The organism is Pseudomonas sp. FeS53a (assembly GCF_000931385.1).
Classification (GTDB): Bacteria; Pseudomonadota; Gammaproteobacteria; order Pseudomonadales; family Pseudomonadaceae; genus Metapseudomonas; species Metapseudomonas otitidis.
Genome location: NZ_JYFT01000008.1, coordinates 110,623 through 136,237, shown reverse-complemented (window position 1 = coordinate 136,237; position 25,615 = coordinate 110,623). Strand labels below are relative to the sequence as shown.

Sequence of the window (25,615 nt, the reverse complement as noted above, 5' to 3'; positions counted from 1 at the left end):
CCGCGCGGCGCCGATCGGGCGTAGGTGGATGGCGCTCTTTCCATCCACCATTGGCGCTCGCCGTGACCCCGCCTGGTGGACAAAAAACACCCATGAAAAAGGCCGCTTCGATGAGCGGCCTTCTTGCCTTGCCTGAGTGATCAGTCGACCAGGGCCAGGTTGCCCTTCATCATCGCCACGTGGCCGGGGAACGAGCAGAAGAACTCGTAGCTTTCACCCGCAGCCAGCTTGGACACATCGAAGGAGACGCTGGCGCTCTCGCCGCCACCGATCAGCTTGGTGTGGGCGATGATGCGGGCGTCGTCGGCCTTCAGGTAGTCCTTGTCGACACCGGCGGCCATGCCTTCGGTGGCAACCGGCTGGGCGTCAGCGGTCTTGGTCAGCACCCAGTTGTGACCCATCACGTTCTTGGGCAGCTTGCCCACGTGCTTGAGGTTCACGGTGAAGCTCTTGCAGCTCTTGCTGACCTTGATTTCCTTGGTGTTGAAGGTCATCTGGTCGGTGGCCTCGACATCCACGGAGCATTCAGCAGCGAGCAGCGGAGCACTGGCCAGGGCCAGCACGGATGCAACGACGAGCTTGCGAATCATGGGTTTCTCCTTGGCAGGTTTGGGCAAAGCGCCCGATACGGAAGACTGCCTGACTCGAGCGCCAGTTCCCATAACCTGCGGCAACGGGCCGCACGATTGGCAACCGCCTATGAGGGCGATGCAAAGCCTTGTCGTGCAGGCCACGGCGGGCGCCCCTAGGCTGTGCACGTCATCCCAATGGAGCCTTGCCATGAACTTCCTGCAGAGCCTGCTCGCCGCCTACGCTGCCGGCGCCAGCGGCACCTGCGCCGACTGAACCCGGCGCGTCCTACCGTTCGGAAGCTGCGCCCATGCGCCGCTTCCGGGACGGGTGCGAAGTCGGTAATCTTGCGCGCTTTTTTCGCCAGGAACCGATCATGACCTTGCGCTCCGTCTGCGTATTCTGCGGCGCCAGCCCCGGCGCCAACCCCATCTACCAACGCGCGGCCAGCGACCTGGGCCGTACCCTCGCCGAGCGCGGCATCACCCTGGTGTACGGCGGTGGCGCCGTGGGCCTGATGGGCACCGTGGCCGATGCAGCCCTGGCTGCTGGCGGCGAGGTGATCGGCATCATCCCGCGCAGCCTGGAAGAGGCGGAGATCGGCCACAAGGGCCTGAGCCGCCTGGAAGTGGTCGACGGCATGCACGCGCGCAAGGCCCGCATGGCCGAACTGGCCGACGCCTTCATCGCCCTGCCCGGCGGCCTGGGCACCCTGGAGGAACTGTTCGAGGTGTGGACCTGGGGCCAGCTCGGCTACCACAGCAAGCCCCTGGGCCTGCTGGAGGTGAACAGCTTCTACGGCAAGCTCACCGAGTTCCTCGACCACTTGGTGGAAGAGCGCTTCGTGCGTGACCAGCACCGCGGCATGCTGCAGGTCGGCGGCACCCCCGACCAGTTGCTCGGCCGCCTGGAAGCCTGGCAGCCCACCGTCGCGCCCAAGTGGGTGGACCGCAAGCCGCACTGACCGCTGGACAGCCCGAGGGGCGCTGCAGCACCCTGGCGCCCGGGCCGATCCGGCCCGCGCAGGGAGTGCCCCATGGCCGATGAACAGGACCGCATCAAGGTCTACTACAACAGCGCCTGCCCGGTGTGCCGGGCGGGCATCGAAGGGCAGAAGGACAAGACCACCGCCTGCCAGGTGCAATGGGCCGACATCCACCAGGACAACGACGCCGTCGCAGAGATCGGCGAATCGCTGGAATACGTGCGCGAGCGCCTGCACGTGGTGGATGAGCAGGGCGTGAAGCGCATGGGCGTGGACGCCTTCATCGTGCTCTGGCGCCACTCGCCGAAGGAGCGCTGGAAAGCCCGCCTGCTGTCGCTACCCCTGATCCACCCGCTGGCGCAACTGGGCTACAAGGCCTTCGCCCGCCTGCTCTACCACTGGAACCGACGCAAAGGACACTGGTAACCCATGGACCTGGAAACCCTTTCCCCCCTCACCGACACCGACCGCCAGCGCCTGGCAGCCATCTGGGAAGCCGCCGTGCGCGCCACCCATCATTTCCTTGGCGAAGACGACATCGACTTCTTCCGCCCCCTGGTGCGCGACACCTACCTGGACTGCGTACGGCTCACCGCCGCACGGGACGCGGCCGGCCAGTTGCACGGCTTCGTCGGCACCGCCGAGGGCAAGGTGGAGATGCTCTTCGTCGACCCGGCCTGCCACGGCCAGGGCCTGGGGCGCCGCCTGATGCAACACGCCATCGACGTGGACGGCGCCCGCGCGGTGGATGTGAACGAACAGAACCCGCAGGCCGTGGGCTTCTACCACCACCTGGGCTTCGAGCTGGAGCAGCGCTCCGAGCTGGACGGCTCCGGCCGCCCCTTTCCCATCCTGCACCTGCGTCTGCCCGGCTGAACCGCCGGGCGGCAGGCCCCTGAAAGAACTGGTTACACATTGTTTTTAGCACTATAGTGCCAACTCAATAAAAACAATGACGGAGCCTGCCATGCGTATCGCCCCTCTCTCCCTTCTTGCGCTGTCACTCGTCCTGGCCGCCTGCGGCGAGCAGGACAAGGCACCCACCACCCACGCGGACTTCCAGAAGGACCTGCAGGCCAGGCTGATCAAGGCCAAGCCGGGCACCGTCATCGAGATTCCCGCCGGCACCTACCAGCTCGACCGCAGCCTCAGCCTCAAGGTCAGCGGCGTGACCCTCAAGGGCGCCGGGATGGACAAGACCATCCTCAACTTCAAGGGCCAGAAGGCCGGCGCCGAAGGGCTGCTGGTGGATGCCTCGGACTTCACCATCGAGGACCTGGCCCTGGAGGACACCAAGGGCGATGCGCTCAAGGTGGTGGGCGGCAAGAACATCGTCATCCGCAACGTGCGCACCGAATGGACCAACGGCCCGGCCACCGAGAACGGCGCCTACGGCATCTACCCGGTGCAGACCGAGAACACCCTGATCGAAGGCGCGGTGGCCATCGGCGCCTCCGACGCCGGTATCTACGTCGGCCAGTCGCGCAACGTGGTGGTGCGCAACAGCCGGGCCGAGCGCAACGTCGCCGGCATCGAGATCGAGAACACCATCGGCGCCGACGTCTACGACAACATCGCCACCGGCAACACCGGCGGCATCCTCGTGTTCAACATGCCCAACCTGCAGCAGCCGGGGCACGGCACGCGGGTCTACCGCAACCAGGTCAAGGACAACGACCACGACAACTTCGGCCACAAGGGCACCCCGGTGGCCAGCGTGCCGGCGGGCTCCGGCGTGGTGATCAACTCCAACGACGACGTGGAGATCTTCGACAACGATATCGGCGGCCACCGCACCGCCAACGTCATCGTCAGCAGCTACTTCAGCACCGGCTACACCAACCTCTCCACCTCGGAGAGCTTCGACCCCTACCCCGAGCGCATCTACATCCACGGCAACCGCTTCGGACCGGGCGGCGACAGCCCCGACAACCTCGAACTCAAGGCCCTCAAGCTGGCCAAGTTCGGCCTCAACGGCCGCCTGCCGGACATCCTCTGGGACGGCTACGTGAACCCCGCCAAACTGGTGGACGGCAAGCTGCCGGCGGAGCTGGGCATCTGCGTCGACAACGGCGAGGCCACGCTGATCAACGTCGACGGCCCCAACGGCTACAAGAACATCAGCACCGACATGAGCGCCCACCGCTGCACGCTGCCGCGCCTGCCGGAGATCGTCCTCGGCACCCCGGCCAAGGCGCCTGGCGCATGAAGGGGCGCGCGCTCCTGCTGGCGCTGCTGCTCCTCGTCGGTTGCGGCCGGGAGCAGGCGCCGCGCTTCATGCCCGAAGGCGATGCCTACCCGGAGACGCTCAGCCAGTGGGGCATGCTGCACCTGCACGACGGGCACCTCACGCCCGCCGCCGAGGTGCTGCCCTACGACCTGAACACCCCGCTGTTCACCGACTACGCGCACAAGCTGCGCACCGTCTGGATGCCGGCAGGCCAGGCCGCGCAGTACGGCGAGGACCACTTCGACTACCCGGTGGGCACGGTGCTGACCAAGACCTTCTACTACCCGAAGGACGCCCATGGTCGCCTGCTGAAGAACACCCGCGACGAACGCGACCCGGCCAAGGGCCTGGCCCTGGACCAGGTGCGGCTGGTGGAGACGCGCATCCTGCTGCGCCAGAAGGACGGCTGGGTGGCCCTGCCCTACGTGTGGGACGAGGCCCAGCGCGAAGCGACCCTGGAATGGGCCGGCGCCAGCCTGGACCTGACCCTGCAGGACGACGCCGGGCAGCCCCTGGCGGTGGACTACCAGGTGCCCGACGCCAACCAGTGCGCCGGCTGCCACGAAGAGCGCCACGGCGAGGGTGTGCGCCCGCTCGGGCCCAAGGTTCGCCACCTGAACCGCGAGCTGGTGTACGCCGACGGCAACGCCAACCAGCTGGAACGCTGGCAGGCCCGGGGCTTTCTCGCCGGTGTACCGGGGCCGGTCGCCGACCTGCCGCGCAACGCGCTGTTCGGCCACCCGCGCCCCGACGAGCCCCTGGAGCGGCAGGCCCGCAGCTACCTGGACGCCAATTGCGGCCACTGCCACAACCCCAAGGGACCGGCGCGCACCTCCGGGCTGTTCCTCGATGCGGCGGCCGCGATGGGCATCAACTACGGCCTGTGCAAGCAGCCGGTGGCGGCGGGCAAGGGCTCCGGCGACCGCCTGGTGGACATCCACCCCGGCCAGCCCGACGCCTCGGTGCTCACCTACCGCGTCGAAAGCACCGACCCCAGCGTGATGATGCCGGAGCTGGGCCGCTCCACTACCCACCGCGAGGGCCTGGACATCCTCCAACGCTGGATCGCCAGCCTGCCGGGCAACTGCCAGGGCTAGATCCGCGCCGCGCCGTCGGTAGACGTGAAGAGCGACGTCCGCCCTGCCGACTGACTCGGGCCTCCCGGGCTGAAGCCCGGGCTACCTATGCTGCGCCCTGTGAGAGCGGATTTATCCGCGATGGGTGGCGCAGGGTGGGCCGCGCTTCACCGGTCCACCAGCGGAGCACCCGCCGCACCGTCGGCGGACGTAGAGAGCGACGTCCGCCCTACCGACTGGCTCGGGCCTCCCGGGCTGAAGCCCGGGCTACCTATGCCGCGCCCTGTGGGAGCGGATTCATCCGTGATGGGGAGGGCACAGCTGCCTCGGCCTGCGCGCCGGTCATCTTCCCTGTCTAAGCTCACCCGCGGACCCGACCCGAGGGCGGCACGAACCATTTTCGTGCAGGCCGCTCGAAACGGTGCGGTTGCGGCCCCAATGCGGTGCCGCAAGCGCCGTCGACCACCCCAAAACAGGACCCTGGCCGCTGGCATGAGACTTGCGCAGCAGGCTCATCGCCCAGGCTCGCAGGAGGCACGCCGTGTCGATTCACGTCGCTCTGCATCACGTCACCCACTACCGCTACGACCGGGCCATTGCCCTCGGCCCGCAGGTGATCCGCCTGCGCCCGGCGCCCCACAGCCGCACCCGCATCCTCGGCTACAGCCTGAAGGTGCTGCCCGAGCAGCACTTCATCAACTGGCAGCAGGACCCCCAGGGCAACTACCTGGCGCGCCTGGTGTTCCCGGAGAAGACCGGCGAACTCAAGGTCGAGGTGGACCTGGTGGCCGAGATGGCGGTGTTCAACCCCTTCGACTTCTTCCTCGAGCCCTACGCCGAGCTGGCGCCCTTCGACTACACCGCCGACGAGGCCCGCGAACTGGCGCCCTACCTGATCCGCCTGCCGGCCACGCCACTGTTCGCCGACTACCTGGCCGGCGTGGACCGCACGCCCCGGGGCACGGTGGATTTCCTGGTGGAGCTGAACCAGCGCCTGGCCAACGACATCCGCTACCTGATCCGCCTGGAGCCGGGAGTGCAGAGCCCGGAGGAGAGCCTGGAGAAGGGCTCCGGCTCCTGCCGCGACTCCGCCTGGCTGCTGGTGCAGCTGCTGCGCCACCTGGGCCTGGCGGCGCGCTTCGTCTCCGGCTACCTGATCCAGCTCACCGCCGACCAGAAGGCCCTCGACGGCCCCAGCGGCACCGAGGTGGACTTCACCGACCTGCACGCCTGGTGCGAGGTGTACCTGCCCGGCGCCGGCTGGATCGGCCTGGACCCCACCTCCGGGCTGTTCGCCGGTGAAGGCCACATCCCGCTCGCCTGCAGCCCCGAGCCCTCCTCCGCCGCGCCCATCAGCGGGATGCTGGAGGAATGCGAGTGCGAGTTCAGCCACAGCATGCGCGTGGAGCGGGTCTGGGAGGCGCCCCGGGTCACCCGCCCCTACAGCGACGCGCAATGGCAGGCCATCCAGGACCTCGGCCGGCGCATCGACCGCGACCTGCAGGCCCGCGACGTGCGCCTGACCATGGGCGGCGAGCCGACCTTCGTCGCCATCGACTACCCCGACGACCCGGAGTGGAACACCGCCGCCCTCGGCCCCAACAAGCGTCGCCTGGCCGCCGAGCTGTTCCACCGCCTGCGCGACCACTACGCGCCCCAGGGCCTGGTGCATTTCGGCCAGGGCAAGTGGTACCCCGGCGAGCAATTGCCGCGCTGGTCGCTGAACTGCTTCTGGCGCAAGGACGGCGAGCCGGTCTGGCAGGACCGCGCCCTGCTGGCCGACGAACGCCGCGACTACGGCGCCGACGCCGAGCTGGCGGCGCGCTTCCTGGCCGGCGTGGCGCAGCAGCTGGGCCTGCCGGACTCGGCGCTGTTCCCGGCCTATGAAGACGCCCTCTACTACCTGTGGCGCGAGCGCCGCCTGCCGATCAACGTCACCCCGGACGATCCGCGCCTGGCCGACCCGCTGGAGCGTGAACGCCTGCGCCGGGTGTTCGAGCGCGGCCTGGGCAGCGTGGTCGGGCAGGTGCTGCCGCTGGCGCGCAGCCCAGCCGGCGACGCCTGGCAGACCGGCCCCTGGTTCCTGCGGGACGAACACTGCCGGCTGATCCCCGGCGACTCGCCGCTGGGCTATCGCCTGCCGCTGGACTCGCAACCCTGGGTCAGCGAGGCGGACTACCCCTACGTGCAGGCCGCCGACCCCAGCCAGGCCTTCCCCCCGCTGCGCCGAACCGCCGAGCTGCGCACCCAGCCACGCCATGGAGCCGCCACGCCGGCGCAGCAGCCGCCCGGCCCGCACCAGTCCGCCGGCGGCATCACCCGCACCGCGCTCTGCGCCGAGCCCCGCGAGGGCCGGCTGTACCTGTTCATGCCGCCGCTGGGGGAGCTGGAGGCCTACCTGGAACTGGTGGCGGCCATCGAGGCCACCGCCGGGGCCCTGGCCTGCCCGGTGCTGCTGGAGGGCTACGAGCCGCCCCGCGACCCGCGCCTGGAGTGCTTCCGCGTCACCCCGGACCCGGGGGTGATCGAGGTGAACATCCACCCGGCCAGCAACTGGGACGAGCTGGAGGAGCGCACCGAGTTCCTCTACGAGGCAGCCCGGCAGACGCGGCTGGCCAGCGAGAAGTTCATGGTCGACGGCCGCCACGTCGGCACCGGCGGCGGCAACCATTTCGTCCTCGGCGGCGCCACCCCGGCGGACTCGCCCTTCCTGCGCCGCCCGGACCTGCTGCGCAGCCTGGTGAGCTACTGGCACAACCACCCGTCGCTGTCGTACCTGTTCTCCGGCCTGTTCATCGGCCCCACCTCCCAGGCACCCCGGGTGGACGAGGCGCGCAACGATGCGCTCTACGAGCTGGAAGTGGCCTTCTCGCAGATGCCCGCACCCGGCAGCGACTGCCCGCCCTGGCGGGTGGACCGGCTGCTGCGCAACCTGCTGGTGGACGTGACTGGCAACACCCACCGCGCCGAGTTCTGCATCGACAAGCTCTATTCCCCCGACAGCGCCAGCGGCCGCCTGGGCCTGCTGGAGCTGCGCGCCTTCGAGATGCCGCCCCACGCGCGCATGAGCCTGGCCCAGCAGCTCCTGCTGCGCGGGCTGGTGGCGCGCTTCTGGGAGGCGCCCTACGCGCCGCCGAAGCTGGCCCGCTGGGGCACCGATCTGCATGACCGCTTCATGCTGCCGCACGTCGTCCGCCAGGACTTCGAGGACGTGGTGCAGGAGCTGAACGAGGCCGGCTACCCGGTGCGCAGCGACTGGTTCGACCCGCACTTCGAGTTCCGCTTCCCGCGGTACGGCGACTTCGCCGTGAAGGGCATCGAGCTGGAGCTGCGCCAGGCCCTGGAGCCCTGGCACGTGCTCGGCGAGGAAGGCACCATCGGCGGCACCGTGCGCTACGTCGACTCCTCCCTGGAGCGGGTGCAGGTGCGCCTCGGCGGCCTGGCCCCGGACCGCTACGTGCTGACCTGCAACGGCGAGCCGGTGCCGCTGCAGAACACCGGCCGGGTCGGCGAGTACATCGGCGCCGTGCGCTACCGCGCCTGGCAGCCGGCCGCGCGCCTGCAGCCCACCATCGGCGTGCACGCGCCCTTGGTGTTCGACCTGGTGGACACCTGGATGCAGCGCTCCCTGGGCGGCTGCCAGTACCATGTGGCCCACCCGGGCGGGCGCAACTACGAGCGCGTGCCGGTCAACGCCTACGAGGCGGAAAGCCGGCGCCTGGCGCGGTTCTTCCGCCACGGGCACACCCCCGGCACGCTGGAGGTCACCGCCCCGGCGAGGAGCGACGAACTGCCCATGACCCTGGACCTGCGCCGCCGCTGATCCGGGCCACCCTGAACCGAGTCCCCGATGCCTGACCTGCTCGCCCACTACCCCTACAGCCCCACCGCCTACCACGAGCTGCTGGAGGCGGAGGGCCGTGTGCGCCCCCACTGGCAGCGCCTGCACCAGCAACTGGCGCGCAGCGGCGCGGCCCAGCTGCGCCAGCGCCAGGAGCTGCTGGTGCGGCAGATCCAGGAGAACGGCGTCACCTACAACGTCTACGCCGACCCCAAGGGCACCGACCGCCCCTGGGAGCTGGACCTGCTGCCGAACCTGCTCAGCGCGGCGGAATGGGCGCCCATCGCCGCCGGCGTGGCCCAGCGCGCACGCCTGCTGGACGCGGTGCTGGCCGACCTCTACGGCGAGCAGCGCCTGGTGGGCGAGGGTCTGCTGCCCAGCGAGCTGGTGTTCGGCCACACCAGCTTCCTCTGGCCCTGCCAGGGCATCCGCCCGGCGGGCGGGCGCTTCCTGCACAGCTACGCGGTGGACCTGGCGCGCGATGCCGACGGCCAGTGGCACGTGCTGGCCGACCGCACCCAGGCCCCTTCCGGCGCGGGCTATGCGCTGGAGAACCGGCAGATCGTCTCCCGCGCCCTGCCGGAGCTGTACCGCGACCTGCGGGTGCAGTACCTGGCCGGCTACTTCCGCGCCCTGCAGGACACCCTGCTGCGCCAGGCCCCCAGCGATGGCGAGACGCCGCTGGTGGTGCTGCTGACCCCCGGACGCTTCAACGAGACCTACTTCGAGCACCTGTACCTGGCCCGCCAGCTGGGCTTCCCCCTGGTGGAAGGCAGCGACCTGACGGTGCGCGACGCCACCCTCTACCTGAAGACCCTGGGCGGCCTGAAGCGCGTGCACGCCGTGCTGCGCCGCCTGGACGACGACTTCTGCGACCCGCTGGAGCTGCGCACCGACTCGGCCCTGGGCGTGCCCGGCCTGCTGGAGGCAGTGCGCCAGGGCCGGGTGCTGGTGGCCAATGCTTTGGGCAGCGGCGTGCTGGAGTCGCCGGGGCTGCTGGGCTTCCTCCCGGGGGTGAACCGCCGCCTGTTCGGCGAGGAGCTGCTGCTGCCCACCGTGGGCACCCGCTGGTGCGGCGAGCCGGGCGCGCTGGGGGACATCCTCACCGGGCTGGAGGGGCTGGTGATCAAGCCGGCCTTCCCTTCCCAGAGTTTCGAGCCGGTCTTCGGCCACACCCTCTCGGCCTCCGAGCGCGAGGCCCTGCACCAACGCCTGCGGGCCCGCCCCCACGCCTACGTGGCGCAGCACCAGGCGCAGCTGTCGCTGGCCCCGGTGTGGCAGCCGGACCACGGCGGCACCCTGCAGGCCCGCGCCATCGGCATGCGGGTGTTCGCGGTGGCCACGGCCGACGGCGGCTACTGGGTGATGCCCGGCGGGCTGACGCGGGTGGCCTCGGAGGCGGATGCCGAGGTGGTGTCCATGCAGCGCGGCGGCGCCAGCAAGGACACCTGGGTGCTGGCCGACCGCCCGGTGACCGGGGAACCGCTGCGCCCGCGCGAACTGGGGGTGCGCGACCTGGTGCGCCAGGACCCGTACCTGCCCTCGCGGCTGGTGGAGAACCTGTTCTGGTTCGGCCGCTACGCCGAGCGCTGCGACGACTCGGCGCGCTTGCTGCGGGTGGTGCTGACCCGCTACGTGGACGCCGACGGCGACGAGCAGGCGCTGCACAGCGCATTGCACCTGGCCGGCCAGCTGGGGCAGTTGCCGGCCGGCGACGCGCCCCTGGAGCGACGCCTGCTGGACGCCCTGCTGAGCGAGGACTGGCCCTTCAGCCTGCGCGCCAACCTGCGCCGCCTGCACTGGTCGGCCGCCCAGGTGCGCGGGCGCCTGTCACGGGAGAACTGGCACGCGCTGCTGGAGCTGCAACGCGAGGTGAATGCCCTCGACCCGCGCCAGGTGGACCTGGGCGATGCCCTGGACTTCCTCGGGCGGCTGCTGATGTCGATGGCGGCGCTGTCGGGCTTCGCCCTGGACGACATGACCCGCGACGACGGCTGGCGCTTCCTGATGATCGGCCGGCGCATCGAGCGGGTGCAGTTCTTCGCCGAGGCCATCGCCGGCGTCCTGCGCGGCGGCGCGGCCTGGGAGGCCGGCACCCTGGACTGGCTGCTGGAGCTGGGCAACAGCACCATCACCTACCGCTCGCGCTACCTGGCCTCGCCGCAGCTGATCCCGGTGCTGGACCTGCTGCTGCTGCACGAACAGAACCCCCATGCCCTGCGCTTCCAGCTGCAGGCGCTGGAACGCTCCCTGGCGCGCGTGCACGAGACCTTCGGGGCGCCCCAGGAGCTGGTGCTCAGCGGGCTGATCGGGCGCCTGCTGGCCTTCGACCTGGGCAGCCTGGAGAACCCGCTGTTCGGCGCCGACAGCGTCGACGAGGTGCTGGAAGGGCTGGCCGGCCTGCTGCAGGAGATCGCCACCCTCGCCGGCCAGCTCTCCGACCGCCTCGGGCTGCGCTATTTTGCCCATGTCGATGACGTCAGCCAGCAAACGGTGTCCACCTGATGCACGCCCCCGCCCTCTCCCTCGCGCCCCAGGGCGCGCGCTACCAGGTGTTCCACGACACCCTCTACCGCTATGCCTCGCCGGTGTCGCTGTCGCAGCAGCAGGTGCACCTGTGGCCCCGGGAATGCCCCTGGCAGCGCTGCCATGGCCAGTCCCTGGAGATCCACCCCGCACCCTCGACCCGCAGCGACGGGCTGGACGTGTTCGGCAACCCGCTGACCCGGCTGGCCTTCGAGCGCCCCCACGACGAACTGCAGGTCAACGCGCGGCTGCTGGTGGAGGTACTGCCCCGCGGCCCCTTCGACCTCGACGCCTCGCCGGCCTGGGAGCAGGTGCTGGCCGGCCTGGCCTACACCGGGCGGCCGCTGCCGGCGGACACACTGGAGGCCTGCCGCTTCCGCAGCGAGTCGCCCTACGTGCGCCTGAAGCGCCAGTTCGCCGACTACGCCGAGGACTGCTTCCCCCTCGGCCGACCGCTGCTGCGGGGCGTGGCGGCACTGATGGAGAAGATCTTCCGCGAGTTCGACTTCGACGCCGATGCGACCCAGGTGGCGACACCCCTGGTGGAAGTGCTGGAGCGCCGCCGTGGCGTGTGCCAGGACTTCGCCCACCTGATGCTGGCCTGCCTGCGCTCGCGGGGCCTGGCCGCACGCTACGTCAGCGGCTACCTGCTGACCCAGCCACCACCGGGGCAACCCCGGCTGATCGGCGCCGACGCCTCCCACGCCTGGGTGTCGGTGTACTGCCCCCGGCACGGCTGGGTGGACTTCGACCCGACCAACAACATGCTGCCGGACCTGGAGCACATCACCCTCGGCTGGGGCCGGGACTTCTCGGACGTCTCCCCGCTGCGGGGCGTGATCCTCGGGGGCGGCAGCCATGACCCGGAGGTGCGGGTGACGGTGATGCCGTTGTGGGAGATGGCGGTCTAGAGCATGAGAGGGGCCGTGGCGCGTCAGGCCTGTACACCAGCTCTGCTGATATCGCCCATTTCGCCACACGCACCAGCGCTCTGACGGCCAACCCAGCCAACGCCTTTAGCCATCGCACGCTCCCACCATTGAAATGCATCCGAAGCGCACGCCGGGTTCATGCTTTCGCGTGAATGGCGGGGCAAGGAACGTGCCCCTTCAGGAGGCCGAGCGGAATCGTCGTGTAGGGGGCTGAGCGACATGGATGTCGCGAAAGCGCTGCCGGGCCAGGGATGGCCCGTCAGCGCGGGCCCCTGGAACGACGATGGAGCGAGGGAAGTCCCGCGCAGCGGGACCCGGATGCAGGGGCAAGCCCTTTTGGCTCCTTTTGGGGCGACTGCCAAAAGGGGCTCGCCCGGCGGGGCGAAACACGCGACATCCGCAGAACTCGAAAACCAGCTTGGCTCTATCTGCGGACATCACCGTTCAGTCAGCGTGGCGCGACGGGGCGCTTTGCGGGCTTCTTGCCACCGCCCTTGCCGGGCCCGGCGGCCTTCTCCTCGGCGCGCTTGCGGGCCTGGGCTGCCGCCTTGGCCTGCTCGCGCTTGTCCCACGGCTTGCTGCCATCGCTGCCACGGGGCGGCAGGCCGGTGTGCTGGGTGAGCACCTTGCCGGTGCTGCCGGCCTTGCGTGTGCCGGCCGTGGTGGAGTTCTTGCGGCGGGCGCTGTGGTACTCGTCGGCTTGCGGCTGGAAGGTGGGGATCAGCTGGTGCTTGGCGTTGCCGATCAGGTCGGCGCGGCCCATGCGCTGCAGGGCCTCGCGCAGCAGCGGCCAGTTCTTCGGGTCGTGGTAGCGCAGGAAGGCCTTGTGCAGGCGGCGCTGCTCCTCGCTCTTGACGATGGTGACGCCGTCGCTCTTGTAGGTGACCTTGCGCAGGGGGTTCTTGCCCGAGTGGTACATGGCCGTGGCGGTGGCCATGGGCGAGGGGTAGAACGCCTGCACCTGGTCGGCACGGAAGCCGTTGCGCTTGAGCCACAGGGCGAGGTTCATCATGTCTTCATCGGTGGTGCCGGGGTGGGCGGCGATGAAGTACGGGATGAGGTACTGCTCCTTGCCCGCTTCCTTCGAGTACTTCTCGAACATCTGCTTGAAGCGGTCGTAGCTGCCGATGCCGGGCTTCATCATCTTGTCCAGCGGGCCGCGCTCGGTGTGCTCCGGGGCGATCTTGAGGTAGCCGCCGACGTGGTGGGTCACCAGCTCCTTGACGTACTCGGGGGACTCCACGGCCAGGTCGTAGCGCAGGCCGGAGGCGATGAGGATCTTCTTCACGCCGGGCAGTGCGCGCGCCTTCCGGTACAGCTCGATGAGCGAGCTGTGGTCGGTGTTGAGGTTCTCGCAGATGCCGGGGAAGACGCAGGACGGCTTGCGGCAGTGACGCTCGATCTCCGGGTCCTTGCAGGCGATGCGGTACATGTTGGCGGTCGGGCCGCCGAGGTCGGAGACCACGCCGGTGAAGCCCGGCACCTTGTCACGCATTTCCTCGATCTCGCGGATGATCGAGTCGTGGGAGCGGTTCTGGATGATGCGGCCTTCGTGCTCGGTGATGGAGCAGAAGGTGCAGCCACCGAAGCAGCCACGCATGATGTTCACCGAGAAACGGATCATCTCGTAGGCGGGGATCTTCTCCTTGCCATAGGCCGGGTGCGGCACGCGCGCGTAGGGCATGCCGAACACGTAGTCCATTTCCTCGGTGGTCATGGGGATGGGTGGCGGGTTGAACCACACGTCCACCTCGCCATGCTTCTGCACCAGTGCGCGGGCGTTGCCCGGGTTGGTCTCCAGGTGCAGCACGCGGTTGGCGTGGGCGTAGAGGACCGGGTCGTTGCGCACCTTCTCGAAGGACGGCAGGCGGATCACCGTCTTGTCGCGGGTCATGCGCGGGCTGTCGAGGATCTGCACGACCTTGGCTTCGTTCGGGTCCTCGACCTCCCCTTTGGCCTGCTCAATGGCGCAGGCTTCGGTGTCCTGGGTGTTGACGTAGGGGTTGATGATCTTGTCGACGCGGCCCGGGCGGTCGATGCGGGTGGAGTCCACCTCGTACCAGCCTTCGGGGGTGTCGCGGCGGACGAAGGCGGTGCCGCGCACGTCGGTGATGCGTTCGATGGCTTCGCCACGGGACAGGCGCTGGGCGATCTCGACCACGGCGCGCTCGGCGTTGCCGTAGAGAAGGATGTCGGCGGTGGCGTCCATGAGGATGGAGCGGCGCACCTTGTCCTGCCAGTAGTCGTAGTGGGCGATGCGGCGCAGGGAGGCTTCGATGCCACCGAGCACCACCGGGACGTGGGTGTAGGCTTCCTTGCAGCGCTGGCTGTAGACCAGGCTGGCGCGGTCGGGGCGCTTGCCGGCGACGCCGCCGGGGGTGTAGGCGTCGTCGGAGCGGATCTTACGGTCGGCGGTGTAGCGGTTGATCATGGAGTCCATGTTGCCGGCGGCGACCCCGAAGAACAGGTTCGGCTCGCCGAGCTTCATGAAGTCGTCCTTCGAGCGCCAGTCGGGCTGGGCGATGATCCCCACGCGGAAGCCCTGGGCCTCCAGCAGACGGCCGATGATGGCCATGCCGAACGAAGGATGATCGACGTAGGCATCGCCGGTGACGATGATGATGTCGCAGGAATCCCAGCCCAGCTGATCCATCTCTTCCCGGCTCATGGGCAGGAAGGGGGCGGGCCCGAAGCACTCGGCCCAGTACTTGGGGTAGTCGAACAGCGGCTTGGCGGCTTGCATGTTTTTTGATCAGCTGGCTTTCACGGGGGCGCGGAATATAGCACAAAAAATGTACAAGCCCGACTCCCACGCTTGGTTTTTTGAGGGTGCTTCGGACAGATGACGGCACGATTCGTGCTCCTGTCATGAAGCGTTGATGTCCAATGGCTATACTCCCGCCGATAACAAGATCGCCCGCTTCCACCGGTAACGGGCACACAGGAGCGTGCGGTGTTATCTCGACTCATCCCCCTGATGGTTCTGCTGGGTGTCCTTGGCCTGTGCACGCACGCCGGCGCAGCTCCCTTCACCCTGCAACCCGATAGCAGCGGCCGCCCCCTCAACGGCTCCATCGAACTCCTCGAAGACCCCAGCGGCCAACTGACCATCGCCGACATGGCCGACCCGGCGGTGCAGGCGCGTTTCGTGCCGGCCGAGGGGCGTGCTTCGGTGGGGCAGAGCCGCAGCCAGTGGTGGGTGAAGGTGCAACTGGCCCGCGCGCCGGGGGCTCCGGCGCAGTGGTGGCTGGAGAACTCGGGCATCACCGTGTACCGGGTGAGCCTGTTCCTGCCGGACGGCCAGGGCGGCTGGCGGGAGCGCGTCACCAGCGAGAGCGTGCCCTTCGCCGAGGGCCGCGACCATGACTACCGGCGCATGGTGTTCCGCCTGCCGCCCATCGACGAGCAGGGGCTGACCTTCTACTTCCGCAGCTACGACCCGGCCGGCAACTCCTTCCCCCTCAAGGTCTGGCAGCTGCAGGACCTGCAGGACCTGCGCGCCACCGAGAACATGGGCTTCGGCATCATCTACGGGGTGATCCTGGCGCTGTTCCTCTACAACCTGTTCATCCTCGTGGCGCTGCGGGACAAGGCCTACTTCTGGTACGTGCTGGCCACCGGCTGCGCGCTGGTGTTCATCCTCAGCATGACCGGCCACGGCTTCCAGTACTTCTGGGGAGACTGGCCGGTGCCGTTCTGGCTGGACCGCATCACCCTGCCCTCGCTGTGGGGCATCTTCGTCATGCGCTTCACCCAGGAGTTGCTCTACACCCGGCGCGGGCTGGTGTGGGCGGATCGGGCGTTCAACACCGGCTGCGTGCTCTATGCCATCGCCATCCTGATCAACGCCTTCGGCTACCGCGCCGAGGGCGCCCTGCTGATCGCCCTGACGCCCATCGTCACGGTGCCCACTGCGCTGGTCAGCGCGGGGGTGCGCTGTTACCAGGGCTTCTTCCCGGCGCGCTTCTACCTGGTGGGCTACGGCACGGTGCTGATCAGCACCGCCGTGCTGGTGATGCGTGCGGCGGGAATCGTGCAGCCCACCAATTTCACGGCCTACATGTTCCCCATCGCGGTGGCGGCCGAGTCCATCCTGTTCTCCTTCGCCCTGGCCTACCGCATCCAGATGCTCAAGCAGGAGAAGGCGGCCGCGCTGGAACTGGCCGACCGCGAGAAGACCGCGCGGCTGGCGCAGATGCAGGCCAGCTCGGACGAGCTGCAGGCGGCGGTGACCCGGCGCACGGCGGAACTGGCGGCGGCCAACCAGCGCCTCAGCGAGCGGGAGCGCGAGCTGGAGCACGCGGCGTTCCACGACAGCCTCACGGACCTGCCCAACCGCCGCCACCTGATCGACCGCGCCGAGCAGGCCCTGGCCAATGCGGGACGCCGCGAGGAGACGGTGGCGCTGATGCTGATCGACCTGGACCACTTCAAGCCGATCAACGACCGCCATGGCCACGACGCCGGGGACGCGATGCTGCGGGCCATCGGCCACCGCCTGCGCGAGCACGTGCGCGGCGGCGACAGCGTGGCGCGGCTGGGCGGGGACGAGTTCGCGGTGCTGATCTGCGGGCCGGATGCCGAACCCCACGCGCGGGAGATCGCCGAGCGCCTGCTGGCGGAGCTGTCCAAGCCGGTGAGCTACGGCCAGCACGAGCTGACGGTGACCATCAGCATCGGTGTGGCGCTCTTCCCGAACCACGCCCGGCAGTTCGCCGGCCTGTACAAGACGGCGGACCAGGCGCTCTACCAGGTGAAGGACCGGGGACGTTCGGGCTTCGCCATCTTCGGCGACAACGGTGAGCTGTCCGGCGAGGCCTGCCTGCGCCTGGACGTGCTGAAGGTGCCCACCGGGCTGACCTGAGCCTGTGTGCCCTCCCCGTCAGCTCAGGTAGCGACGGGGAACGCGGGCGGTGACCTTGGTCAGCAGCTCGTAGCCGATGGTGCCGCAGGCGGCGGCCACTTCATCCACCGGCAATTGCGCCCCCCAGAGTTCCACGGCATCCCCTTCGCGGGCCTCCGGCAGGTCGGTGAGGTCCACCGCGAGCATGTCCATCGACACCCGCCCGGCCAGCGGGACGCGCTGGCCGTGGATCACCACGGGGGTGCCGCTGGGGGCGTGGCGCGGGTAGCCGTCGGCGTAGCCGCAGCTGACGGTGCCGATCCGCGAGGGGCGCTGGGCGACCCAGGTGGCGCCGTAGCCAACGCTCTCGCCGGCGGCCAGGTCGCGCACGGCGATCAGTTCGGCGGTCAGGCTCATGGCCGGCTTGAGCCCCAGTTCGCGGGCGCTGAGGTCGCTGATGGCGCTGGCGCCGTAGAGCATGATGCCGGGGCGGACCCAGTCCATGTGGGCAGCCGGGACGCTGAGCACGGCGGCCGAGTTGGCCAGGCTGCGTTGGTGGAAATCCAGGTCGAGGACGTCGAGGAAGCGCTCCAGTTGCACCTCGGTGAGGCTGTGGCCGCGCTCGTCGGCACAGGCGAAGTGGCTGATGAGGTTGAGCTCGGCGATGCGTGCGTCGCCCTGCAGGTGGGCATGCCAGGCGCGCAGGCTGTCACCGTCGAAACCCAGGCGGTGCATGCCGGTGTCGAGCTTGAGCCAGACGTTCAGCGGGCGGCCGATGTCCGACGCCAGCAGGGCGCGGGCCTGGCGCTCGCTCTGGATCACCAGGTCGAGGCCGAGTTGGGCGGCGATCATCACTTCACGCGCTTCGAAGCAGCCTTCCAGCAGCAGGATGCGGGCGCGGTCGTCCAGGGCGCGGACTTCGGCAGCCTCCTCCAGGCAGGCGACGGCGAAACCGTCGGCAACGCCACGCAGCACGCTCACCACTTCGCGTACACCGTGGCCGTAGGCGTTGGCCTTGACCACCGCGAACACCTGGCGTCCGGGCGCGCAACGCTGGGCGACGGCGAGGTTGTGGCGGATGGCGGAGAGGTCGACGGCGGCGATCAGCGGGCGCATGGGCGTGGCTCATGAACGAAAACGGGCGCCCATGATACCTGCAGGGCGCCCGTGTTCATTGATCCACGACGGATGTTGCGAGCCGGTCTACTCGTCTTCGAAGTTGTAGCTGCCGGGGGCGAGGTTCTCGAAGCGCGAGTACTTGCCGAGGAAGGCCAGGCGGACGGTGCCGATGGGGCCGTTACGCTGCTTGCCGATGATGATCTCGGCGACGCCCTTGTACTCGGTCTCGGGGTGATACACCTCGTCGCGGTACACGAACATGATGATGTCGGCGTCCTGCTCGATGGCCCCGGATTCGCGGAGGTCGGAGTTGACCGGGCGTTTGTTGGGGCGCTGTTCCAGGGAGCGGTTGAGCTGGGACAGGGCGATCACCGGGCAGTTGAATTCCTTGGCCAGGGCCTTGAGCGAGCGGGAGATCTCGGAAATCTCGTTCACCCGGCTGTCGCCGCTGGAACCGGGGATCTGCATGAGCTGCAGGTAGTCGACCATGATCAGGCCGATCTCGCCGTGCTCGCGGGCCAGGCGGCGGGTACGGGCGCGCATTTCCGAGGGGGAGATACCGGCGGTGTCGTCGATGAACAGCTTGCGGTCGTTGAGCAGGTTCACCGCGGAGGTGAGCCGCGGCCAGTCGTCGTCGTCCAGCCGGCCGGCACGGACCTTGGTCTGGTCGATGCGGCCGAGGGAGGCGAGCATACGGATCACGATGGATTCCGAGGGCATCTCCAGGGAGTACACCAGGATCGCCTTGTCGCTGCGCATCAGGGCGTTCTCCACCAGGTTCATGGCGAAGGTGGTCTTACCCATGGAGGGACGGCCGGCGACGATGATCAGGTCCGCCGGCTGCAGGCCGCTGGTCTGCTGGTCGAGGTCGTCGAAGCCGGTGGTCAGGCCGGTGATGGCATCGCCGTTGTTGAACAACTCGTCGATGCGGTCGATGGCCCTGACCAGGATGTCGTTGATGCCTACCGGGCCGCCGGTCTTGGGACGGGCTTCGGCGATCTCGAAGATCTTGCGCTCGGCCTCGTCGAGGATCTCCTCGCCGGTACGGCCCTGGGGGGCGTAGGCGCTGTCGGCGATCTCGTTGCTGATGCCGATCAGCTGCCGCAGGGTGGCGCGCTCGCGGATGATCTGCGCGTAGGCCTTGATGTTGGCCACCGAGGGGGTGTTCTTGGCCAATTCGCCGAGGTACGCCAGGCCACCGACCTGGGACAGCTGCCCTTCCTTGTCCAGTTGCTCGGACAGGGTGACGACGTCGAAGGGCATGTTGCGCTCGGCGAGCTTGAAGATGGAGCGGAAGATCAGTCGGTGGTCGTGGCGGTAGAAGTCGCCATCGGACACCTGGTCCAGCACCCGCTCCCAGGCGTTGTTGTCCAGCATGAGGCCACCCAGAACCGCCTGCTCGGCCTCGATGGAGTGCGGCGGCACCTTGAGGGCTGAGGTTTCCAGGTCGAACTGCTCGGGAATGCTGATCTCGTTCATGGGCTCGGAATGGAAGGGGGTAGAAAGACAACGGGCACGTCACCGCTTGCGCAATGACGTGCCCGATTGTTGAGCCGGCCGCACCGGAGTGCAAGCCTGCTCCGCCTGGATGGCCCTCAAGCGAGGACCCACCGGGCGCGTCGCTTAGGCGGCTACGACGATCAGCTTGACCGCGGCTTCGACGTCGGTGTGCAGGTGCACGGCCACGTCGTATTCGCCGGTCTGGCGGATGGTGCCGTTCGGCAGGCGGACTTCGGCCTTGGCAACCGGAACGCCAGCGGCGGTCAGGGCGTCAGCGATGTCGTGGGTACCGATGGAACCGAACAGCTTGCCTTCGTCACCAGCGGTGGCAGTGATGGTCACTTCCAGCTCGGACAGTTGGGCAGCGCGGGCTTCGGCAGAAGCCTTCTTGTCGGCAGCCAGTTTTTCCAGTTCAGCGCGGCGGGCTTCGAACGCAGCAACGTTCTCGGCGGTAGCAGCGGTGGCCTTGCCCTGCGGCAGCAGGTAGTTACGGCCGTAACCGGACTTTACGTTCACCTTGTCGCCCAGGTTGCCCAGGTTGGCGATTTTTTCCAGCAGGATGACTTCCATTTGGCATTAACCTCTTAACTTTTAACCTTCACCGTTCGCGGGGCCGGCGCCGTTCTTGCGCGCAAGGCGGCCGCGAAAATCAAACAGGCTGTCGATCACAGCCAACAGACAGATCAAGTTCCCGAGCATCAGCACGGCGGCGTACAACACCACCAGCCAACCGCCTGACAGCTGTTTCTGGGCGATCAGGCCATGCCCCAATGCGATACCGGCGACCAGCAGCGGCACGCTGCACAGCGGGCCGAACATCGCCGCCTCGGGCGACAGTTGCGGTGCCAGCATGGCACCCAGCAACAGCAACACCGCGACGACGGGCGACAGGCGCAGACTCCGGAATTCGCGGCCGAAACCGCCCGGGTTGTACAGCGCCGCCTGCCAGTAACGCGCAAGCACCAGGCAGAGCAGGCTGGTCATCTGCAGCGAGGAGGCCATCACTCCGGTAAGGAGCGGCAACATCATCGCCTGCAACGCGTCGGCCTCTTCGCCCGACGCGGGACTGCCACTCTTGAACTGCGCCATGACCTTGGAAATCTCGGTCGAGAGGGCGCTGATCAATTCGCCATGGGTATGGCCCAGCACCAGGGCGAACACCACCCCGATCACCAGGCTGCCCAGCAGTACATGGTTCCAGGAGGTGGTGGCGCGCAGGATCTGCGCCAGCACCAGCGTCCCGAGCAGGACCAGAAGGGTGCTCGGTTCGCCCAGGTACCACCAGCAGAACGCCGGCAGGACCGCCCAGGCCAGGATGCCGAAGGCATCGCTGAAGCCGCGCCGCAGCAGCACGAGGCCACCTGCGGCCGCACTCAGCCAGAACAACAGTGGAACAGCGGCGGAACCGGCTACGGCCAGTGTCGCCTGCATGCGGCCCCGCATGGTGAATTCAGCCAGTGCGCGCATGCGATCTATCTCTCAGCTTGCCGGCAGTCCGGGATCAACGGCCGTGGCTGTCGGTGTAGGGCAGCAGGGCCAGGTAGCGGGCGCGCTTGATAGCGGTGGCCAGCTGACGCTGGTACTTGGCCTTGGTACCGGTGATACGGCTGGGAACGATCTTGCCGGTTTCGGAGATGTAGGCCTTCAGGGTGTTGAGATCCTTGAAGTCGATCTCTTTCACGCCTTCAGCGGTGAAACGGCAGAACTTACGACGACGGAAGAAACGTGCCATGAACTTGGCTCCTCAATAAGGTCCGGGGATTACTCGTCAGCGTTGTCGCTGTCGTTGTCGCTGTCATCGCCTTCAGCGGCGCTTTCAGTCTCAACGCGCTCACGACGCTCACGGCGCTCGTTGCGGTTTTCCTCGGCCTTGAGCATCTCGGACTGGCCGGTAACGGCTTCATCGCGACGGATGACCAGGTTGCGCAGGACGGCGTCGTTGTAGCGGAAGTTGTCTTCCAGCTCGGCCAGGGCCTTGCCGCTGCACTCGACGTTCAGCATCACGTAGTGAGCCTTGTGAACGTTGTTGATGGCGTAGGCCAGTTGACGACGGCCCCAATCTTCCAGACGGTGGATCTTGCCGCCGTCTTCTTCGATCAGCTTGGTGTAGCGCTCGACCATGCCACCAACCTGCTCGCTCTGGTCCGGGTGAACCAGGAAGATGATTTCGTAATGACGCATAAATGCTCCTTACGGGTTGTAGCCTGCCAACATCGTGGTCAGGCAAGGAGTGAATGTTTCGTTTTGGCTTGCTGGACATCGGGCGTACGAACGCCTGCCGTCGCGGCAAGGGGCGCCATTCTAGAGAAGGGCACCGGGCCACGCAAGAAAAACTGGTGAATATTTGAACAGCCGCTAAGGGCGCGCCGGGACAACCGAAGTGGCGCGCCCCGGCGCGGTTCGCTAGCGGCCGCTGGCGGCGGAAGGCTTGCCGGCGGTGCGCTGGCGCACCGCCTCGAACAGGCAGATGCCGGTGGCGACGGAGACGTTGAGGCTGCTGACGCTGCCGCCCATGGGGAGCTTGACGAGGTAGTCGCAATGCTCGCGAGTCAGGCGGCGCATACCCTTGCCTTCGGCCCCCATGATCAGCACGGTGGGGCCGGTGAGGTCCTGCTGGTAGATGACCTGCTCGGCCTCGCCGGCAGTGCCGACCGTCCACAGGCCCTTCTTCTGCAGTTTCTCCAGGGTGCGGGCCAGGTTGGTGACGGCCACCAGGGGCACCACCTCCGCTGCACCGCAGGCGACCTTACGCACCGTAGCGTTGAGGGTGGCGGACTTATCCTTCGGAACGATGACCGCCTGCACGCCGGCGGCATCGGCGGTGCGCAGGCAGGCGCCGAGGTTGTGCGGATCGGTGACGCCGTCCAGTACCAGCAGCAAGGGCGGGCCCTCGCTGCGCTCCAGCAGTTCGTCAAGCATGTTCTCGCCCCACACCTGGCTGGGGCTGACTTCGGCGACGACACCCTGATGGACACCCTCGGCCCATTCATCCAGCTCGCGCCGGTCCTTGTTGCCGACCGGTACGCGGGCCTGCCCGGCCAGGCCCAGCAGGGCCTGGATGCGCGGGTCCTGCCGGCTCTCGGCCAGCCACAACTGCTTCACGCGCTTGGGGTGGTGACGCAACAACGCTTCCACGGCGTGCACGCCGTAGACCTTTTCCAACTCACTCATGACTTGACCTTGTTCTTGCCGCTACCGGCGGCCTTGGGCTTGGGCGGCCCCTTGCGATGCTTGCCTGGCTTGCTCGCCTTGGCGGCGGGCTTGGCCTTCTTCGACTTGTCACCCCCCGCCTTGGCAGGCCGGGCCTTGCCGGCCGGGTCCTGGCCGTCGGCGCCGAAGGGCGCGGCGCGGGACGAACCCTTGCCGGCCTTGTCCTTGCCTTCGCGCGGTTTCTCGCCGCCCTGCCGGGCCTCGCTGAGCAACGCCTGCTTCAGGGCGCGACTGCGCTTGACGTCGGTATTGCCAAGCATCTCCTCGGCCTGGGCAAGGATTTCGGGTGCCACCGGCGGCAGCGCCTGGACCTTGCCAGCCTTGGCACGACGGGGTGCCACGGCGACGCCGGGGGCCATCTGCTCGGGCTGAGGCGCTCGCGCGGCCTTCTTCGCCTGGGCAGAGGGCTTGCTTCCGCGGCTGCGGGTCTTGGCCCCCTTGGCGGTACGAGGCTCAGCAACCGGCGCGGCCTTGTCGGCCCCGCGTTTCTTGCGGCCGACCGGCGCAGTCAGCACGTTCTCGGACAGTTCGAAGTCGATCTTGCGCTCGTCCAGATCGACCCGGGCGATGACCACTTCCACCTGATCCCCCAGGCGGAAGCTGCGGCCGCTGCGCTCACCGGCGAGGCGGTGATGGATCGCGTCGAAGTGGTAATAGTCGCCAGGCAGGGCGGTGACGTGCACCAGGCCTTCCACATAGATGTCGGTGAGTTCGACGAACAGACCGAAGCCGGTGACGGCGGAGATGACGCCGGGGAAGGTCTCGCCCACCCGCTCGCGCATGTACTCGCACTTCAGCCAGTTGGTGACATCGCGGGTGGCTTCGTCGGCACGGCGCTCGGTCATGGAGCACTGCTCGCCGAGGCGCTCGAGAGCCGCTTCGTCGTACGGGTAGATGCGTGCCTTGGGCATGGCGGCGGCGCCGGCACGACGAACGTGCTCGGTTTCGCGCTTGGAGCGGATCACGCTGCGGATGGCACGATGCACCAGCAGGTCCGGGTAGCGACGGATCGGCGAGGTGAAGTGGGTGTAGGCGTCGTAGTTGAGGCCGAAGTGGCCCTGGTTGTCGGCGCTGTACACCGCTTGGCTGAGGGAGCGCAGCATGACCGTCTGGATCAGGTGGTAGTCCGGGCGATCACGGATGGTTTCCAGCAGCGCCTGGTAGTCGCTCGGCGTCGGTTCGCCCTTGCCTTTATTGAGGGTCAGGCCCAGTTCGCCAAGGAACAGGCGCAGCTTCTCCAGGCGCTCGGCCGGCGGGCCATCGTGCACGCGGTAGAGCGAGGGAATGTCATGGTCCTGCATGAAACGCGCGGTGGCGACGTTCGCGCAGAGCATGCATTCCTCGATCAGCTTGTGGGCATCGTTGCGCTGGGTCGGACGGATCTCGGCGATCTTGCGATCAGCGCCGAAGACGATGCTCGTCTCCTGAGTCTCGAAGTCGATGGCGCCACGCTTGTGGCGTGCGGCCAGGAGCACCTTGTAGAGCTTGTAGAGCTGCTGCAGGTGCGGGACCAGGTGCGGCATCTGCTCGGCGAGTTGCTGCCCTTCCGGGGAGTCAGGCGTCTCCAGCAACTGGCTGACCTTGGTGTAGGTGAGCCGTGCATGGGAGTGGATGACGGCTTCGTAGAACTCGTAGCCGGTCATCTTGCCAGCCCGGGACAGGGTGACCTCGCAGACCATGGCCAGCCGGTCGACCTGGGGGTTCAGCGAACAGAGGCCGTTGGAGAGAACCTCCGGCAGCATCGGCACGACCTTCTCGGGGAAATAGACGGAGTTGCCGCGCTTGGCTGCTTCTTCATCCAGTGCCGAACCGACCTTCACATAGTGGGAAACGTCGGCGATGGCGACGAACAGGCGCCAGCCGCCGCCCTTGCGAGCCTCGGCGTAGACCGCATCGTCGAAGTCGCGGGCGTCCTCGCCGTCGATGGTGACCAGGGGCAGGTCACGCAGGTCGACGCGCTTCTGCTTGTCCTTCTCGGCCACTTCGGGCTTGAGCTTGGCGGCCTCCTTCTCGACGGCCTCGGGCCACTCGTGGGGGATGTCGTAGCTGCGCAGGGCGACTTCGATCTCCATACCGGGCGCCATGTAGTCGCCCAGTACGTCCACCACTTCACCCTGGGCCAGGCGGAAGGCGCTCGGCCATTGCTCGATGCGCACCTGGACGAACTGGCCGTGGCGTGCACCGCCCCGCTTGTCGGGGGCCACCAGCACTTCCTGCTGGATCTTGGGATTGTCGGCGACCACGCGGCCGATGCCGCTCTCTTCGAAGAAGCGGCCCACCAGGGTCTCGTGGGCGCGCTCGATGACTTCCACCAGCGCACCTTCACGACGGCCACGGCGGTCGTGGCCGGAAACACGCGCGAGGGCGCGGTCGCCGTCGAACACGAGGCGCATCTGGGCGGGGCTGAGGAAGAGGTCGTCGCTGCCGTCGTCGGGGATCAGGAAGCCGAAGCCGTCCCGGTGGCCGCTGATGCGGCCGCGTATGAGGTCGAGCTTGTCCACCGGTGCATAGGCGCCACGGCGCGTATAGATAAGCTGGCCATCACGTTCCATGGCACGCAGCCGGCGCCGCAGGGCTTCCAGCTCGTCGTCCGTGGTCAGGCCGAACTCTTCCACCAGCTGCTCGCGGCTGGCGGGCGCGCCACGTTCGTCGAGGCGCTGCAGGATGAGTTCACGGCTGGGAATGGGGTTGTCGTATTTTTCCGCTTCGCGTGCGGCCTCGGGATCGAGGTTTTGCCAATCGGCCATCAGTTGGGAATCACCTTTTCATTCATAGGTCGGCTT

Annotated in this window: 19 protein-coding genes; 9 read left to right on the top strand and 10 right to left on the bottom strand. The window is 68.1% G+C overall.

Annotated features, from left to right (window positions below):
- Positions 1-140: 140 nt before the first annotated feature.
- A complete protein-coding gene (azu, locus tag SZ55_RS03290; RefSeq protein WP_044401239.1) occupies positions 141-590 on the bottom strand; it encodes an azurin in 450 nt (149 codons plus the stop codon).
- A 356-nt stretch (positions 591-946) separates the two neighbouring features.
- Between azu and SZ55_RS03285 the strand changes: the two genes are divergently transcribed.
- The 8 genes from SZ55_RS03285 to SZ55_RS03250 all read left to right on the top strand — a co-directional run bounded on the left by SZ55_RS03285 (position 947) and on the right by SZ55_RS03250 (position 12,139).
- Entirely contained in the window at positions 947-1,534 is a 588-nt protein-coding gene (locus SZ55_RS03285) for a TIGR00730 family Rossman fold protein (RefSeq protein WP_044401235.1), read from the top strand.
- Between the two features lie 72 nt (positions 1,535-1,606).
- On the top strand, positions 1,607-1,981 hold the full coding sequence (locus SZ55_RS03280; protein WP_044401224.1) for a thiol-disulfide oxidoreductase DCC family protein: 375 nt from the start codon (positions 1,607-1,609) through the stop codon (positions 1,979-1,981).
- Positions 1,982-1,984: 3 nt separating this feature from the next.
- Positions 1,985-2,431 (top strand): GNAT family N-acetyltransferase, encoded by a 447-nt coding sequence (locus SZ55_RS03275; RefSeq protein ID WP_044401221.1) that lies wholly within the window; start codon positions 1,985-1,987, stop codon positions 2,429-2,431.
- A 91-nt stretch (positions 2,432-2,522) separates the two neighbouring features.
- Complete coding sequence (locus SZ55_RS03270; RefSeq protein WP_044401217.1) at positions 2,523-3,764, top strand: parallel beta-helix domain-containing protein; 1,242 nt, start codon at positions 2,523-2,525, stop codon at positions 3,762-3,764.
- Positions 3,761-4,882 carry an SO2930 family diheme c-type cytochrome gene (locus SZ55_RS03265; protein ID WP_044401215.1) on the top strand — a complete coding sequence of 374 codons (1,122 nt, stop codon included), beginning with the start codon at positions 3,761-3,763 and terminating at the stop codon, positions 4,880-4,882. The genes SZ55_RS03270 and SZ55_RS03265 overlap by 4 nt, the downstream gene beginning before the upstream one ends.
- A 520-nt stretch (positions 4,883-5,402) precedes the next feature.
- Positions 5,403-8,684, top strand: coding sequence for a transglutaminase family protein (locus tag SZ55_RS03260; protein WP_044401212.1), 3,282 nt, complete (start codon positions 5,403-5,405; stop codon positions 8,682-8,684).
- A 27-nt stretch (positions 8,685-8,711) separates the two neighbouring features.
- Entirely contained in the window at positions 8,712-11,207 is a 2,496-nt protein-coding gene (locus SZ55_RS03255; RefSeq protein WP_044401210.1) for a circularly permuted type 2 ATP-grasp protein, read from the top strand.
- Complete coding sequence (locus SZ55_RS03250; RefSeq protein WP_044401207.1) at positions 11,207-12,139, top strand: transglutaminase family protein; 933 nt, start codon at positions 11,207-11,209, stop codon at positions 12,137-12,139. The genes SZ55_RS03255 and SZ55_RS03250 overlap by 1 nt, the downstream gene beginning before the upstream one ends.
- Positions 12,140-12,608: 469 nt before the next feature.
- Here the strand turns inward: SZ55_RS03250 and SZ55_RS03245 are convergent, their stop codons facing one another.
- On the bottom strand, positions 12,609-14,903 hold the full coding sequence (locus tag SZ55_RS03245; RefSeq protein WP_044401200.1) for a YgiQ family radical SAM protein: 2,295 nt from the start codon (positions 14,901-14,903) through the stop codon (positions 12,609-12,611).
- A 234-nt stretch (positions 14,904-15,137) separates the two neighbouring features.
- On the opposite strand from SZ55_RS03245, the gene SZ55_RS03240 reads away from it, so the two are divergent.
- Positions 15,138-17,024 carry a diguanylate cyclase domain-containing protein gene (locus tag SZ55_RS03240; protein WP_152644433.1) on the top strand — a complete coding sequence of 629 codons (1,887 nt, stop codon included), beginning with the start codon at positions 15,138-15,140 and terminating at the stop codon, positions 17,022-17,024.
- A gap of 18 nt (positions 17,025-17,042) precedes the next feature.
- Here SZ55_RS03240 and alr read toward each other — a convergent pair whose 3' ends face one another.
- From alr to rnr, 8 genes are all read right to left on the bottom strand, one after another.
- Complete coding sequence (gene alr / locus SZ55_RS03235) at positions 17,043-18,119, bottom strand: alanine racemase (protein WP_044401195.1); 1,077 nt, start codon at positions 18,117-18,119, stop codon at positions 17,043-17,045.
- An 87-nt stretch (positions 18,120-18,206) separates the two neighbouring features.
- Positions 18,207-19,601 carry a replicative DNA helicase gene (gene dnaB, locus SZ55_RS03230; RefSeq protein WP_044401194.1) on the bottom strand — a complete coding sequence of 465 codons (1,395 nt, stop codon included), beginning with the start codon at positions 19,599-19,601 and terminating at the stop codon, positions 18,207-18,209.
- A 144-nt stretch (positions 19,602-19,745) separates the two neighbouring features.
- Entirely contained in the window at positions 19,746-20,192 is a 447-nt protein-coding gene (gene rplI / locus SZ55_RS03225) for a 50S ribosomal protein L9 (RefSeq protein WP_044401193.1), read from the bottom strand.
- Positions 20,193-20,213: 21 nt separating this feature from the next.
- Entirely contained in the window at positions 20,214-21,089 is an 876-nt protein-coding gene (locus SZ55_RS03220) for a hypothetical protein (RefSeq protein WP_044401192.1), read from the bottom strand.
- A 34-nt stretch (positions 21,090-21,123) separates the two neighbouring features.
- Positions 21,124-21,354, bottom strand: a complete 231-nt coding sequence (gene rpsR / locus SZ55_RS03215) for a 30S ribosomal protein S18 (protein ID WP_003452992.1) — start codon at positions 21,352-21,354, stop codon at positions 21,124-21,126.
- 29 nt (positions 21,355-21,383) lie between these two features.
- Positions 21,384-21,803, bottom strand: coding sequence for a 30S ribosomal protein S6 (gene rpsF, locus SZ55_RS03210; RefSeq protein ID WP_044401190.1), 420 nt, complete (start codon positions 21,801-21,803; stop codon positions 21,384-21,386).
- A gap of 222 nt (positions 21,804-22,025) precedes the next feature.
- Positions 22,026-22,793, bottom strand: coding sequence for a 23S rRNA (guanosine(2251)-2'-O)-methyltransferase RlmB (gene rlmB, locus SZ55_RS03205; protein ID WP_044401189.1), 768 nt, complete (start codon positions 22,791-22,793; stop codon positions 22,026-22,028).
- Positions 22,790-25,579, bottom strand: coding sequence for a ribonuclease R (gene rnr / locus SZ55_RS03200; protein ID WP_044401187.1), 2,790 nt, complete (start codon positions 25,577-25,579; stop codon positions 22,790-22,792). The genes rlmB and rnr overlap by 4 nt, the downstream gene beginning before the upstream one ends.
- Positions 25,580-25,615: the final 36 nt, after the last annotated feature.

Bases quoted from the DNA above. Each gene is read 5' to 3' on its own strand.
- alr (WP_044401195.1), bottom strand. From the start codon at position 18,119: ATGCGCCCGCTGATCGCCGCCGTCGACCTCTCCGCCATCCGCCACAAC.
- SZ55_RS03245 (WP_044401200.1), bottom strand. From the start codon at position 14,903: ATGCAAGCCGCCAAGCCGCTGTTCGACTACCCCAAGTACTGGGCCGAG.
- SZ55_RS03285 (WP_044401235.1), top strand. From the start codon at position 947: ATGACCTTGCGCTCCGTCTGCGTATTCTGCGGCGCCAGCCCCGGCGCC.
- rnr (WP_044401187.1), bottom strand. From the start codon at position 25,579: ATGGCCGATTGGCAAAACCTCGATCCCGAGGCCGCACGCGAAGCGGAA.
- SZ55_RS03255 (WP_044401210.1), top strand. From the start codon at position 8,712: ATGCCTGACCTGCTCGCCCACTACCCCTACAGCCCCACCGCCTACCAC.
- SZ55_RS03265 (WP_044401215.1), top strand. From the start codon at position 3,761: ATGAAGGGGCGCGCGCTCCTGCTGGCGCTGCTGCTCCTCGTCGGTTGC.
- SZ55_RS03270 (WP_044401217.1), top strand. From the start codon at position 2,523: ATGCGTATCGCCCCTCTCTCCCTTCTTGCGCTGTCACTCGTCCTGGCC.
- rplI (WP_044401193.1), bottom strand. From the start codon at position 20,192: ATGGAAGTCATCCTGCTGGAAAAAATCGCCAACCTGGGCAACCTGGGC.
- rpsF (WP_044401190.1), bottom strand. From the start codon at position 21,803: ATGCGTCATTACGAAATCATCTTCCTGGTTCACCCGGACCAGAGCGAG.
- SZ55_RS03240 (WP_152644433.1), top strand. From the start codon at position 15,138: ATGGTTCTGCTGGGTGTCCTTGGCCTGTGCACGCACGCCGGCGCAGCT.
- SZ55_RS03220 (WP_044401192.1), bottom strand. From the start codon at position 21,089: ATGCGCGCACTGGCTGAATTCACCATGCGGGGCCGCATGCAGGCGACA.
- SZ55_RS03275 (WP_044401221.1), top strand. From the start codon at position 1,985: ATGGACCTGGAAACCCTTTCCCCCCTCACCGACACCGACCGCCAGCGC.
- SZ55_RS03280 (WP_044401224.1), top strand. From the start codon at position 1,607: ATGGCCGATGAACAGGACCGCATCAAGGTCTACTACAACAGCGCCTGC.
- dnaB (WP_044401194.1), bottom strand. From the start codon at position 19,601: ATGAACGAGATCAGCATTCCCGAGCAGTTCGACCTGGAAACCTCAGCC.
- SZ55_RS03250 (WP_044401207.1), top strand. From the start codon at position 11,207: ATGCACGCCCCCGCCCTCTCCCTCGCGCCCCAGGGCGCGCGCTACCAG.
- azu (WP_044401239.1), bottom strand. From the start codon at position 590: ATGATTCGCAAGCTCGTCGTTGCATCCGTGCTGGCCCTGGCCAGTGCT.
- rlmB (WP_044401189.1), bottom strand. From the start codon at position 22,793: ATGAGTGAGTTGGAAAAGGTCTACGGCGTGCACGCCGTGGAAGCGTTG.
- rpsR (WP_003452992.1), bottom strand. From the start codon at position 21,354: ATGGCACGTTTCTTCCGTCGTCGTAAGTTCTGCCGTTTCACCGCTGAA.